Source organism: Mesorhizobium sp. M0998 (genome assembly GCF_040318885.1).
Taxonomy (GTDB): domain Bacteria; phylum Pseudomonadota; class Alphaproteobacteria; order Rhizobiales; family Rhizobiaceae; genus Mesorhizobium.
In genome coordinates this window covers 20,321-31,796 of sequence record NZ_JAMYND010000052.1, presented here as the reverse complement: position 1 = coordinate 31,796, position 11,476 = coordinate 20,321, and the positions used below count along the sequence as shown (strand labels likewise).

At 63.2% G+C, this 11,476-nt stretch carries 15 protein-coding genes; 9 read left to right on the top strand and 6 right to left on the bottom strand.

Going from position 1 to position 11,476, the window contains the following annotated elements; genetic code table 11:
* Nucleotides 1-191: 191 nt before the first annotated feature.
* Nucleotides 192-866, bottom strand: a complete 675-nt coding sequence (locus NKH59_RS29720) for an ArsR/SmtB family transcription factor (protein WP_352539797.1) — start codon at nucleotides 864-866, stop codon at nucleotides 192-194.
* A 68-nt stretch (nucleotides 867-934) separates the two neighbouring features.
* Here NKH59_RS29720 and NKH59_RS29715 point away from each other — a divergent pair, with 68 nt between their 5' ends.
* The 3 genes from NKH59_RS29715 (at nucleotide 935) to NKH59_RS29705 (ending at nucleotide 1,920) form a co-directional block, all read left to right on the top strand.
* Nucleotides 935-1,150 carry a DUF1127 domain-containing protein gene (locus NKH59_RS29715; RefSeq protein ID WP_352539798.1) on the top strand — a complete coding sequence of 72 codons (216 nt, stop codon included), beginning with the start codon at nucleotides 935-937 and terminating at the stop codon, nucleotides 1,148-1,150.
* Between the two features lie 96 nt (nucleotides 1,151-1,246).
* A complete protein-coding gene (locus NKH59_RS29710; RefSeq protein WP_352684016.1) occupies nucleotides 1,247-1,579 on the top strand; it encodes an NIPSNAP family protein in 333 nt (110 codons plus the stop codon).
* Entirely contained in the window at nucleotides 1,576-1,920 is a 345-nt protein-coding gene (locus NKH59_RS29705) for an antibiotic biosynthesis monooxygenase family protein (RefSeq protein WP_352539800.1), read from the top strand. The genes NKH59_RS29710 and NKH59_RS29705 overlap by 4 nt, the downstream gene beginning before the upstream one ends.
* On the opposite strand, the gene mbfA is transcribed toward NKH59_RS29705, so the two are convergent.
* Nucleotides 1,917-2,900, bottom strand: a complete 984-nt coding sequence (mbfA, locus tag NKH59_RS29700; protein ID WP_352473594.1) for an iron exporter MbfA — start codon at nucleotides 2,898-2,900, stop codon at nucleotides 1,917-1,919. The genes NKH59_RS29705 and mbfA overlap by 4 nt on opposite strands.
* A gap of 179 nt (nucleotides 2,901-3,079) precedes the next feature.
* On the opposite strand from mbfA, the gene NKH59_RS29695 reads away from it, so the two are divergent.
* The 3 genes from NKH59_RS29695 to NKH59_RS29685 all read left to right on the top strand — a co-directional run bounded on the left by NKH59_RS29695 (nucleotide 3,080) and on the right by NKH59_RS29685 (nucleotide 5,311).
* Complete coding sequence (locus tag NKH59_RS29695; protein ID WP_352451855.1) at nucleotides 3,080-3,397, top strand: hypothetical protein; 318 nt, start codon at nucleotides 3,080-3,082, stop codon at nucleotides 3,395-3,397.
* Between the two features lie 195 nt (nucleotides 3,398-3,592).
* Entirely contained in the window at nucleotides 3,593-4,570 is a 978-nt protein-coding gene (locus NKH59_RS29690; protein ID WP_352817885.1) for a threonine/serine dehydratase family protein, read from the top strand.
* Between the two features lie 87 nt (nucleotides 4,571-4,657).
* Nucleotides 4,658-5,311 (top strand): glutathione S-transferase family protein, encoded by a 654-nt coding sequence (locus NKH59_RS29685; RefSeq protein ID WP_352817888.1) that lies wholly within the window; start codon nucleotides 4,658-4,660, stop codon nucleotides 5,309-5,311.
* A gap of 36 nt (nucleotides 5,312-5,347) precedes the next feature.
* Here the strand turns inward: NKH59_RS29685 and NKH59_RS29680 are convergent, their stop codons facing one another.
* From NKH59_RS29680 to NKH59_RS29665, 4 genes are read right to left on the bottom strand one after another with little or no spacing between them, the layout of a single operon-like run.
* Complete coding sequence (locus tag NKH59_RS29680; RefSeq protein WP_353023910.1) at nucleotides 5,348-6,484, bottom strand: ABC transporter permease; 1,137 nt, start codon at nucleotides 6,482-6,484, stop codon at nucleotides 5,348-5,350.
* 8 nt (nucleotides 6,485-6,492) lie between these two features.
* Nucleotides 6,493-7,413: an ABC transporter ATP-binding protein gene (locus NKH59_RS29675; protein WP_023679007.1), complete on the bottom strand. Its 921-nt coding sequence runs from the start codon at nucleotides 7,411-7,413 to the stop codon at nucleotides 6,493-6,495.
* Nucleotides 7,410-8,363 carry an HlyD family secretion protein gene (locus tag NKH59_RS29670; RefSeq protein ID WP_352817890.1) on the bottom strand — a complete coding sequence of 318 codons (954 nt, stop codon included), beginning with the start codon at nucleotides 8,361-8,363 and terminating at the stop codon, nucleotides 7,410-7,412. The genes NKH59_RS29675 and NKH59_RS29670 overlap by 4 nt, the downstream gene beginning before the upstream one ends.
* Nucleotides 8,360-9,076, bottom strand: coding sequence for a CerR family C-terminal domain-containing protein (locus tag NKH59_RS29665; RefSeq protein WP_352817952.1), 717 nt, complete (start codon nucleotides 9,074-9,076; stop codon nucleotides 8,360-8,362). The genes NKH59_RS29670 and NKH59_RS29665 overlap by 4 nt, the downstream gene beginning before the upstream one ends.
* Before the next feature lie 88 nt (nucleotides 9,077-9,164).
* Here NKH59_RS29665 and NKH59_RS29660 point away from each other — a divergent pair, with 88 nt between their 5' ends.
* From NKH59_RS29660 to NKH59_RS29650, 3 genes are read left to right on the top strand one after another with little or no spacing between them, the layout of a single operon-like run.
* Entirely contained in the window at nucleotides 9,165-9,638 is a 474-nt protein-coding gene (locus NKH59_RS29660; RefSeq protein WP_352473606.1) for a CYTH domain-containing protein, read from the top strand.
* Complete coding sequence (locus NKH59_RS29655; protein WP_353023906.1) at nucleotides 9,635-10,576, top strand: CHAD domain-containing protein; 942 nt, start codon at nucleotides 9,635-9,637, stop codon at nucleotides 10,574-10,576. Before NKH59_RS29660 ends, NKH59_RS29655 begins: the two co-directional genes overlap by 4 nt.
* Nucleotides 10,577-10,617: 41 nt before the next feature.
* The gene (locus tag NKH59_RS29650; protein ID WP_352771408.1) at nucleotides 10,618-11,415 is read left to right on the top strand and encodes a C40 family peptidase; all 798 of its coding nucleotides are present in this window, start codon (nucleotides 10,618-10,620) and stop codon (nucleotides 11,413-11,415) included.
* The last annotated feature ends 61 nt before the right edge of the window (nucleotides 11,416-11,476 follow it).

The window sequence follows — 11,476 nt, the reverse complement described above, 5'->3', positions numbered from 1 at the left end:
CGCTGAGGGAGGGCGGCTACCCTCTCTCAGCGTTCCTTTCTGACCCATTCGGCAGCGAAAGTCATAAGACAAGCAATTCCAGGAAAAGTGTGAAGCGGTTTTCCGTCTGGGATTGCGTCAAAACAAAAAAGATAGAGCGGTTCGGTGTTTCCGTGAAACGACGAGCCGTTCTAGTGCGTCGAAGCGAGCCGTCAGGCGAGAAACGTCTTCTCGAACGCCTGCTTGCCTGTCGGCGAGAAAATCACCGCACGGCTGTCCTTCTCGCGCCGCGCCCATTTCTCGGCGAGGATCTTGTCGAGAATGGCGGCGCCCAGCGTGCCGGCGAGGTGCGAACGCCGCACGCTCCAGTCGAGGCAGGCCCGGCACACCGGTCGCCGCGCCTTGCCCTCGACATCGATGCCGATCGCGGCGAAATGCGAGGCGGCCGACGGCCCAAGCTGAATCTCCTCATCATCTCGCAGGAGCACTTGTCGAGCGACGAGACGGTCCAGCATCGCCACCGCCTGCTCGCCGGCGAGGTGGTCGTAGCAGACCCGCGCCACGCGCATGGCCGCGTCGCGTGGGCCAGGCCGCACTCGTTGCGGCCCGGCCGCAGCGGCAACACCTGTGATCGCCTCGATCATGCCTGCTACCTGCGGGCCGGCGAGGCCGTAGTAGCGATGCCGTCCCTGGCTTGCCAGCGTCAGCAGCCCGCCTTCCATCAGCTTCGACAGATGGGAGCTCGCTGTCGGAAGCGACACCCCGGCCTCGAGTGCCAGTTCACTCGCCGTCAGTGCCGTGCCGCCCATCAGTGCGGACAGCATGTTTGCCCGCGCTGGATCGCCCACCAGGCTGGCAATGCGGGCTATGTCAGGTCCTTCGCGCATGGTTCGTTCCTCATCGAAGCATCCTCGTCAGAAAAGCATTAGTCTCGATGCAAATCAAGGAGACAACGATGCCTGCAAGGACCATTCTCGGCGCCGCGCCTGCTCGCCGGCCGTTCCCGTTCATTGTCTTGCGGCGCTTGCGGCGGCGGCTCCTGAAGCGGTGGTACGACCGTCATCTGCAGCGTCTCGACCTCGCCGAGATCGACGATCATCTGCTGCGGGACCTTGGCCTGACACCTGAAGACGTCCGCCGCGAATGCGCGAAATCGTTCTGGCAGGCATGATCAGCGAAGGATTTGCCTAGCATATCGATCTTCGGAACGTTTCGATCCGGCTCGAACTGTGACCGCAAGAAAACATCCACCGCCAAGGAGGCGAAAATGACCATCACCTGCTTCATCCGCTACGAGATCGATCCGTTCGGCAAGGCGGCGTTCGAGGAATATGCACGCAATTGGGGGCAGGCGATCCCGCGCTGCGGCGCCGATCTGATCGGCTATTTCGCGCCGCACGAAGGCTCGGCCACCACGGCTTATGCCGCCTACAACATCGACAGTCTTGCGGCCTACGAAGCCTACCGCGCCCGGCTCGCCGCCGATCCCGCCGGTAAGGCGAATTACGAGTTCGCCCGGCGGGAAAAATTCATCCTGAAGGAGGACCGCACCTTCCTCAAGCTCGCCTCCGGGCCACATGCTCCTTTGGTAAAACCATGATCACCGTCATCTTCGAGGTCGAGCCGGCGGCGGGCATGCGCGATGCCTATCTCGGCATCGCCGCCGATCTGCGCCCACTGCTCGACGGCATCGACGGTTTCCTGTCGATCGAGCGCTTCCAGAGCCTTGCCGATCCGAACCGCATCCTGTCGCTGTCCTTCTGGCGCGACGAGGATGCGGTGAAGGCCTGGCGCAACACGCAGGAACATCGGCAGGCGCAGAAGGCCGGGCGCGGCGGTATCTTTGCGGACTATCGTTTGCGTATCGCTCATGTCGTGCGCGATTACGGCCTGACCGAACGCGCCGAGGCGCCTCAGGACAGCCAGGCGGTGAATGGTTAAGCATTCCCGATCAGCACCCCTGCCGCAAACACCAGCGCGCCACCCAGCACCACCTGGAAGGCGGCGCGCCAGAATGGGGTCTGCATGTAGCGGTTCTGCACGAAGGCGATCGCCCACAGCTCGAAGAAAACCACCACGGCGGCGACAATGGTCGCCGTCCAAAAAAGCGGGATGAGATAGGGCAGCGCATGGCCGAGCCCGCCCAGCGTCGTCATGACGCCGACGGTCAGCCCGCGTTTTGCCGGCGAGCCGCGGCCAGATAATTTGCCGTCGTCGGAAGCCACCTCGGTGAAACCCATCGAGATGCCAGCGCCGATCGAGGCGGCAAGCCCGACCAGAAAGGTCTGGAACGTATCATGCGTGGCAAAGGCGGCGGCAAAGATCGGCGCCAGCGTCGACACCGAGCCATCCATCAGCCCGGCCAGCCCCGGTTGCACATAGGTCAGGATGAACTGGCGCTGCTCGGCCGCCGCCTCTTCGTCCTTGACCGCGCCCGGCACATGCTTTTGCTCCAGCCGCTGCGCCAGTGTCTCGTGGCCCTGTTCTGCGATCGCCAGGTCGTCGAGCAGCTTTCGCGTCGACGCATCGCCTGTGCGTTTGGCCGCCTCGATATAGAACAGGTAGGCTTGGCGCTCCATGGCCTCGGCCTGGCTGCGCACATGATCGATGCCGAGCGGCCTCACCAGCCAGTCCGGCTTGCGCTCGTAATAGCCCTTCACATGTTCGCGCCGGATCAGCGGTATGCGCTCGCCGAAGCGCTTGCGGTAAAGCTCGATCAGCGAATCGCGATGGCCGTCCTCCTCCTCCGCCATCTCCTCGAACACCTTGGCCGATTGCGGAAAGCTCTCCGCCAGCCCGTCGGCATAGGCGCGATAGATGCGCCCGTCATCCTCCTCAGAGGAGATGGCGAGCGCCAGGATCTCCTGTTCCGAGAGCGATTCAAAGGGACGGCGGCCGAAGCCGAAAACGCGGGAAAGCATGAGAAATTCACCCTAGTTTAGAACGGTTCTAAACTAGAGCTTCGCACATCCTCGGTCAATCGTGCCCGCTCCACTCATGCTCAAAGGTACAGGCTTCAAAATCCCGAACACATTGCCGTTGCTATCGGCAAACGTTCACCTATATAACCGAATCTCAACCAAGAGAAAGGAACCCGCAGATGCTGGAAAAACAGCAGCCGTTTGACCCCAAGCCGGTTCTCGACCTGATCGCTAACATCGAGGCGGACTTGCAGCGCCTGAAAGGGCTGGTCGAGCAGCAGGTCGAAAAATTTGATCCCGCCAATCCGCATAACAAGGCTCCCGACGGCAAGTTGACCGAGGAGGGCGTCGAGTGCTGCTATCGCCTGTTCGACGAGGGAAAGTCGCGCTATTCGGTTGCTCAGCAGATGAAGATCTCCTTCGCCGCTGCCACCCATCGCTTCAACACCTGGCGCAAGATCGGCGGCCCCAAACGGCAAAAGACGCTGTTGGGGTGAGGGGCGGCCGGCAATGCCGGTAAATCGGCAGCGATTTGTCGAAATGACGAAGCATGGCGGAGGGCGGAGGAGAGGTGGGTGACAGTCACGCCCACTCCTGCTTCCAAGTCGAATTGTAACGGTCACATTTTTTCATTGGTGCGCGGCTTCCCTTTCCGTGCACATAGGCAGTCTCATCTCTTGCAGGACCCAGCCATGATCACCCCTCCCGGCATCGCCGATATTCACAGTGCAGCAGCGCGATTGTCCGGACTGATCGTCGAAACGCCGCTGATCGAATCGCCGGAGTTGAACAATCGCTTCGGCGCCAGGATCCTGTTCAAGCCGGAGACGTTGCAGCGCACCGGCTCGTTCAAGTTCCGCGGTGCATACAACAAGCTCTCCTCGCTCTCGGCGGAAGAACGCGCCCGCGGCGTCGTCGCCTTCTCGTCGGGTAATCACGCGCAAGGCGTTGCCGCCGCAGCGGCGATGTTCGGCGTCAAGGCCGTCATCGCCATGCCCGCCGATGCGCCGGCGATGAAAGTCGGCAATGTCAGGAAGATGGGCGCGGAAGTGATCACCTTCGACCGGGTCCGCGACGATCGCACTGCCGTCGTCCGTTCTTACGTGGAAAAGGGCATGGTCCTAGTGCCGCCCTACGACGATCCGGCCATCATCGCCGGCCAGGGCACGATCGGCCTCGAATTGATGCGCCAAGCAAGAGCGCTTGGCGTCAGCCTCGATGCAGTAGTGGTTCCCTGCGGCGGCGGCGGGTTGAGCAGCGGCATTTCGATCGCGGTCAAGGACGCCTCGCCGGGCACCGCCGTCTGGGCCGTGGAACCCGAGCATTTCGACGACACACGCCGCTCGCTGATCAAAGGCGCCAGGATGTCGAACACGCCCGGCCACACCTCGATCTGCGATGCCCTTCTCGTCGCCGAGCCGGGCGCCATCACTTTCGAAATCAACCGCAAGAATCTCGCCGGCGCCATCGCCGTTTCCGACAAGGCGGTGGCACAGGCGATGCGCGATGCGATGGCTTGTCTGAAGCTGGTCGTCGAACCCGGCGGTTGCGTCGGCTTGGCCGCGCTGTCGTCAGGCGAGATCGACCTTGCCGGGAAATGCATTGCCGTGGTGCTCTCCGGCGGCAATGTCGATCTCAGCACCTATGCCGAGATCATTGCTGCCAGCTAATATAGTAACCAATTCCAGGTGCCGGTTCGAGGCGCTCGAGCCTCCGTTGCACCCGGTCGAACCGGTACCCTTCAAAGACTGAGATCAATGAAACTGTTCTTCAGCCGCAATCCCAATCCTCGCCTCGCGGTCGCGGTGGCACGGTATCTCAACGCCAAGGTCGAGTTTGAATTCGCCTCTCCCTTCGCTCCGGGCCAGGCCGAGCGATTTCGGCCGCTCAATCCAAATCTTTCATTGCCCATCCTTATAGGTTCGGGAAAAAGCCTCTGGGAGGCCGACGCCATAGCCTGTCGGCTTTCGCGCGATATGCATTCGGATTTCTGGCGCGCTGGCGACGACGAGCCCGAGATGATCCGATGGCTGAGTTGGGGGAAAGAGAACTTCGCAAGAGCCTGCGATGTCGTGCATTTCGAACGCGGGACCAAACAGCGCTATGGGCTCGGCCCGATCGATCAGGCGCGGGTTGAGGAGGGCCTGAGCGACTTCCGCACGGCCGCTGCCATACTTGATGCCGAGCTTTCTGAGCGAGAATGGCTGGTCGGCGCTTCGGTTTCCTATGCCGACTTTCGAATGGCGACGTTTCTGCCCTTCAACGATGTCGCCCGATTGCCGCTCGATGACTATCCCTCTGTCAGTCGCTGGTATCTTAAACTCGAAGAAATCGACGCCTGGCGCGATCCCTTCGAAGGGCTCAATGCGCCTGAATTGACACCGGTCCCGGGCCAGGCCAAGTCCGTGTAAATCTCGATCATTTGCACAAGCGGATCGAGTTCGACCCTAATCCAGCGTCCGGCGGAACCGCACCAGCGCAATACCGGCGAACAGCGCCACGAACACCACCAGCCAGCCGATTTCCGTTGCCACCGCCGGCAGCTCGGCGCCCTTCAGCATCACCGCGCGGATGATGCGCAGGAAATGCGTCAGCGGCAGCACCTCGCCGAAAATCTGCGCCCAGTCCGGCATGCCGCGATAGGGAAACATGAAGCCGGACAGCATGATCGACGGCAAGAAGAAGAAGAAAGTGAGCTGCAGGGCCTGCATTTGCGTGCGGGCGATCGTCGAGATCGTGTAGCCGAGCAGCACCAGCGCCAAGACGAAGATAAGGACCGCCGTCAACAGCAGCGACATCGACCCGGTGAAGGGGATGGCAAACAGAAGCTTCGAGGCTGCCAGCACCACCAGTACCTGCACGGCGCCGACCGCCAGATAGGGCAGCACCTTGCCCAGCATTATCTCGAGCGGGCTGGACGGCATCGCCAGAAGGTTCTCCATCGTGCCGCGCTCGGTCTCGCGCGTCAGCGCGATCGAGGTCATCATCACCATCGTCATCTGCAGGATGACGCCGAGCAGGCCGGGCACGATGTTGTATTGTGAGACGGCTTCCGGATTGTAGCGCCGGTGCACCACCACCTGGAGCTGGCCCCGGGCAGCTTCGGCCGCCGTCTCCTGCATACCGCGTGCCCTGAGCAGCGCCTGATTGGCGACGGTGCCGAGCGTCGAGATGGCGCCGCTGGCGACGGCCGGGTCGGTCGCATCCGCCTCGATCAGAATCTGCGGGCTGTCGCCGCGCTCGACCCGTCGGGCAAAATCGGCGGGAATGGTGACGACGAAGGCGACGTGGCCGCGCGCCATCAGGAATTCGGCTTCGGCGGCACTTTGCGCAACATGGTCGAAGCGGTAATAGCCGGTGGTCTGCAGCGCCGAAACCATGGCCCGCGTGTAAGGATCGCTGCTCATCGTCACCAGCGCTGCCGGCAGGCTCTTCGGATCGTTGTTGATGGCATAGCCGAACAGCACCAGCTGCATCAGCGGTACGCCGAGCATCATGGCGAAGGTGATGCGGTCGCGCCGCATCTGGATGAACTCCTTGATCAGCAGCGCGCCTAGCCTGGCGAACGAAAAGATGCTGTCTATCCCATTTTTCATCCCATGTTGTCCTTCGAACCGGACATGAACTGGATGAACACATCTTCCAGGCTGGTCTCGCCGGGCGTCACCGTAACGCCCTCGTGCTCTTTCTCGACATCGGCGAGCGCTGCCTGAAGTGCCGTCCTGTCGGAGCCGACGACATGCAGCGTCGCGCCGAACGGCGCCACCTGGTCGACGCCGGGGCGGCCATGAAGTGCGGCAGCGACCTGATCGAGCCGCGGCCCTTGCAGGACGAAGGTGGTCAGCCCGGCATTCCTCACCACGTCCTCGACCGTGCCGGTGGCCAGCATCTTGCCGTAGGAGATGTAGCTGATGCGGTGGCAGCGCTCGGCTTCGTCCATGTAGTGGGTGGAGACCAGCACGGTCAGGCCGCCGCTCGCCAGCCGGTGGATCTCGTCCCAGAATTCGCGTCGCGCTTTCGGGTCGACGCCCGCCGTCGGTTCATCGAGCAGCAGCAGTTTCGGCTTGTGCATGATGCAGGCGGCCAGCGCCAGCCGCTGCTTCCAGCCGCCGGACAGGGTGCCGGCCAACTGGTTCCTGCGCGATGTCAGGCCGAGCTCCTCAAGCGTCTTAGCAACGTGCTCGTCGAGCGGCTTCAGCCGGTAGAGCCGTGCCACGAATTCGAGATTCTCGCCGATCGTGAGATCTTCGTAGAACGAGAATCTCTGCGTCATGTAGCCGACTTCGCGTTTGATCCGCAGGCTGTCGGTGCGGATGTCGAAGCCCAGAACGGTGCCTTCGCCCTCATCCGGCGTCAGCAAGCCGCACATGATGCGGATGGTCGTCGTCTTGCCCGAGCCGTTCGGCCCGAGGAAGCCGACGATCTCGCCCTCGGCCACAGCCATAGTCACATGATCGACGACGGTCTTGTCGCCGAAGCGTTTGACCAGGCCGTGCACGTCGATGACGTTCATTTTCCGATATCCGCCAGATCGACGTCGACGATCTGCCCGGGCTGCAATGCGCTGGCGTCGCCCTCCGGCCGCGCTTCGACCAGATAGACCAGCTTTTGCCGGGTCTCGAGCGAGTAGATCACCGGCGGCGTGAATTCCGGATCCGGCGACACGTAGCTGACGCGAGCCTTCACGCCCGATCCGCAGCCGTCGCAATGGACGTTGAGCAGCGTGCCGACGTCGACCGAGGAGAACGCGCTTTCCGGCACATAGACGCTGAGCTTCACCGCGCCATCCGGCAGCATGGAGATGACCGGCGCGGTCGGCCCGGCCGTGTCGCCAGGATAGCGGATGACATCGTTGACCCGGCCGGGCGAGGGCGCCGTCAGCACGCGCTTCGACAGCCGCCATTGCGCTTGCTCCAGCGCCGACTGCGCCTGCCTGACCTGATTGTCGGCGGCCTTGATCGTCTCCGGCCGTGCCGGCAGGCCGCCGACGGCGAGATTGGCCTCCGCCTGGCCGACCTGCGCGTTGGCCGTCTCCAGCGTCGCGGAAGCCGTGTCGTAGTCGGCCTGTGTGCCGGTGCCGCGTTTGAACAGATCGCTGGCGCGGATGTAACGGCGTTTGGCGTCGGCGGCTTGCGCCTTGGCCATGTCGAGCTGCGCCTTGAGCACCGCAATCTCTTCAGGCCGCTTGCCGACCTGCAGGTCGGCAAGTTGCGCCTGGGCCTGCGCAAGGGCCGCCTCGGCTTGTGCGATGGCGATCTTGGCGTCGGCGTTTTCCAGCGTCACCACCGGCGTGCCGGGCGCGACGCGGTCGCCGCGCTTGACCGCAATCGTCTCGACCTGCGCCACCTCGATCGGCGCGAGCAGGACGTAGTCGCCCTCGACGTAGCCGACGGCGAGCGGTGCTCCCGGCGCGCAGGCGCTGAAAAGCTGGGCGGCAAGCGGCAAAGAACAGAGCAGGCTCATGATCCACGATCCTTCCGGACAGCCAAATCGCGCCGAGCCAAAATCGCGCTGAGATTATCCGTCACCACCGCCGCGATCTTTCCGGCCTCGTCATTGCCGATCTCGCGCCAGCCCATGCGGCGCATAACCGCCTCGCGGCCGATGCGGAAATAGACGACCTGGCCAATCAGCGTGAACACGGTGAGTTTTGTGCGCTCGCTCTCGGCCGGCTCGCCCGTCGCCTGTTCCCAGATCAGGCAGAGCCGGTTATGCGCCGGTTCGAACACGCCGTCATAGATACGGTCGAGCGCCGCGGTAGGATGCGACAGCTCGCGCAGGACGAACTGTACAATCTCGCCGGCTTCCGGCCTTGCCGCGATGAAGGCGACCATCCGCTCCAGTGCGACGGCTAAATGTGCCCGCGCGGCCTCGGTGTCGGCCAATGCCGCGACCGGCGCCTGCAGATTGCCGATCGCCTGGCCGGCAACGGTCTGGATGGTGTCGACGATGTAGTCGGCCGCGGCGTTGCGGAGCCCTTCCTTGCCGCCGAAATGATAGGCGATCGAGCCGATATTGGCCTTGGCCTCCGCCGCGATCTGGCGCGTCGAGGTGCCGTCGAAACCTTGCCGTCCGAACAGTTTCAACGCCGCGCGGACAAGTGCCGCCCGCGTCATATCGGCGGCGGTCTTGGGCGCCTCATGAGGAAGGCCGCTGGCGCTGGGCGATTTGATCATGGCCAACAATTTAATCAATCGAATGATTAAAGTCAAGTGCGGTCAAGCGGCTTGCCAACTCTGGCCGTGCGCGCTTTAGTGCCTGGCCATGGGCAAGGAAATCGAGCGTAAATTCCTGGTCTCAGGTGAGGAATGGCGGGCAATGGTCGAGGCGGACATTCATATCCGTCAATTCTATCTTGTCGCCGAACCCAGCCGTACGGTTCGTGTTCGCATCAGCAACGATGCGGCCGCCAAGCTGACGCTCAAGTTCGGCAGCCAGGCACGCGAGCGCGATGAATTCGAATATCCGGTACCTTTGGCGGAGGCGCAGGAGATGCAGGCCTTTGCCATCGGACATGTCATCGAGAAGACACGCCACCATGTTAAACATCGCGGCTATCGCTACGAAGTCGATGTCTTCGGCGGGACGCTTGCGGGGTTGGTGATCGCCGAGCTCGAGACGCCGGATGATATACAGGACGAAATGCTGCCACATTGGCTCGGCCGTGAAGTCACCGGCGAGCCGAGATTTTACAACGCGTCGCTCGCCCTTGGGGGGATTCCGGAGATCGTCGCATGAGCTTTCGTATCGATCCGCGCATGTCGCTGACCGGAGAGGTCAGGCGCATCCTCGCCGAGGAGATCGGCAAGGTGATCGACCATCTGAACGCGGCGCGTGACAGGCCCGAACCGGGGCTGCACAAATGCCGCAAACGGCTGAAGAACGTCCGCGCCTTGCTGCGCCTTGTCCGTTCCGGAGACGAAACATTCTGCGTGACGGAGAATCAGTGCTACCGCCAGGTGGCGGCCCTGCTTGCCGGCCCGCGCGAGGCGACCGCGCTGGTCGAAACAATCGACCGGCTGGCGGCAAGCTTTCCCGAGCAAAGTGCCGGCGATGGCCTCGGTGCCGTCCGTGACAGGCTCGTCGCGCGCCAGCATGAACTGCATGGCGGAGGAGGCCTCGATGCTGCGATAGGCGCGGCGATTTCCGCTTGCGAGGAAGGTGTCGCCCGGATCGACAAGCTCGCTCTGCCCGACAAGCCGGAGCAGGCTGCCGACGTGCTCGCCGAAGGCGCGCGCACCACTTTGCGCCGTGCCAGGAAAGCGCTGGACAAGGCGGCTTCGCGCGGCGAAGCCGATGACTTTCACGACCTGCGCAAGGCGGCCAAGACGCATGGCATGCACCTGTCGCTGCTCGGCCGGCTGTGGCCGACGCCGATCAAAATGCGGCGCAGGGCCGTCGACGAATTGGGCGAGCGGCTCGGCGAGCTGCACGATGTGTTCGTCATGCGCGCGCTTCTCGATGCCGAGGACCAGCCACTCGGTCCTGCTGAAGAGACGCGGTTGCTTGCCAAGCTGCTGAAGCGTTCGGAAAAGAGCCTGAAAAAGACCTGTCTCGCCGAGGCGGCCGAGCTTTTCGGCGACAGCCCGAAGCGCTCGACGAGGAAGTTCGCCCGTAAGGCGCGCGAAGATCTCACAGTTGCGCACGAAGACGCCGGCACGCCTGGCGTGGGCTGATCATGGTCTAACTTGCCGCCCTGTGGTAATCGCCGTCTGGCATGACCGAGCCCGGCGACACGCTTCTGGACCGACTTGGCCGCTGGCTTGCCGGCCGGCTGCAGGAGGAATCGTCCGGCTACGAGCCTTACACGCCGTCGGACGCCGAAACGTTGCGCCGCACGCTCGAGCCCGGCGACATCCTGCTCATCGAAGGCAACCAGAAGATCTCGGCGGCGATCAAATACCTCACCCAGTCGACCTGGTCGCATGCCGCCTTCTATGTCGGCGATGCATTACCGGAGCCGGAGGACGGATCGGAGCGGCGGCGCCTGATCGAGGTCACGCTCGGCGATGGCTGCATCGCCGTGCCGCTGTCGCGCTATCGCAGCTACAACACCCGCATCTGCCGTGCGAGTGGCCTGGCTCCAGATGACCGCGAAGCGGTCGTCGCGTTCATGATCGGCAGGCTCGGTCTCAGATACGATCTCAAGAATATATTCGACATGCTGCGCTACTTCTTGCCGACGCCGCCGGTGCCGGTGCGCTGGCGCCGCCGCATGCTGGCTTTCGGTTCCGGCGACCCGACGCGCGCCATCTGCTCGTCGCTGATCGCCGAGGCGTATGGCCTGATCCGCTACCCGATCCTGCCGGAGATTACCCGGGCGCCTGGCCGTGCCTCGGCCCAGTCGAGCTATTCGCGCAGGGAAATCCTGCACATCCGCCATCACTCGCTCTACACGCCGCGCGATTTCGACCTGTCGCCCTATTTCCGTATTGTCAAGCCGACGCTGGAATACGGCTTCGACTACCGGCAGATGGTCTGGGATGACAAGGTGGCGAACAAGACCGCCGAATAGCGGCTCGATCTTGTGTTTGCGGCCGATACTCAGGGGTAAGAAGCTCAGTCAGACTGGCTGC

Coding starts and splice junctions, on each gene's coding strand:
- NKH59_RS29705 (WP_352539800.1), top strand. CDS start 1,576: ATGATCACCGTCATCTTCGAGGTCGAGCCGGCGGCGGGCATGCGCGAT.
- mbfA (WP_352473594.1), bottom strand. CDS start 2,900: ATGCTTTCCCGCGTTTTCGGCTTCGGCCGCCGTCCCTTTGAATCGCTC.
- NKH59_RS29710 (WP_352684016.1), top strand. CDS start 1,247: ATGACCATCACCTGCTTCATCCGCTACGAGATCGATCCGTTCGGCAAG.
- NKH59_RS29655 (WP_353023906.1), top strand. CDS start 9,635: ATGAGCTTTCGTATCGATCCGCGCATGTCGCTGACCGGAGAGGTCAGG.
- NKH59_RS29715 (WP_352539798.1), top strand. CDS start 935: ATGCCTGCAAGGACCATTCTCGGCGCCGCGCCTGCTCGCCGGCCGTTC.
- NKH59_RS29670 (WP_352817890.1), bottom strand. CDS start 8,363: ATGAGCCTGCTCTGTTCTTTGCCGCTTGCCGCCCAGCTTTTCAGCGCC.
- NKH59_RS29665 (WP_352817952.1), bottom strand. CDS start 9,076: ATGATCAAATCGCCCAGCGCCAGCGGCCTTCCTCATGAGGCGCCCAAG.
- NKH59_RS29660 (WP_352473606.1), top strand. CDS start 9,165: ATGGGCAAGGAAATCGAGCGTAAATTCCTGGTCTCAGGTGAGGAATGG.
- NKH59_RS29720 (WP_352539797.1), bottom strand. CDS start 866: ATGCGCGAAGGACCTGACATAGCCCGCATTGCCAGCCTGGTGGGCGAT.
- NKH59_RS29685 (WP_352817888.1), top strand. CDS start 4,658: ATGAAACTGTTCTTCAGCCGCAATCCCAATCCTCGCCTCGCGGTCGCG.
- NKH59_RS29650 (WP_352771408.1), top strand. CDS start 10,618: ATGACCGAGCCCGGCGACACGCTTCTGGACCGACTTGGCCGCTGGCTT.
- NKH59_RS29695 (WP_352451855.1), top strand. CDS start 3,080: ATGCTGGAAAAACAGCAGCCGTTTGACCCCAAGCCGGTTCTCGACCTG.
- NKH59_RS29690 (WP_352817885.1), top strand. CDS start 3,593: ATGATCACCCCTCCCGGCATCGCCGATATTCACAGTGCAGCAGCGCGA.
- NKH59_RS29675 (WP_023679007.1), bottom strand. CDS start 7,413: ATGAACGTCATCGACGTGCACGGCCTGGTCAAACGCTTCGGCGACAAG.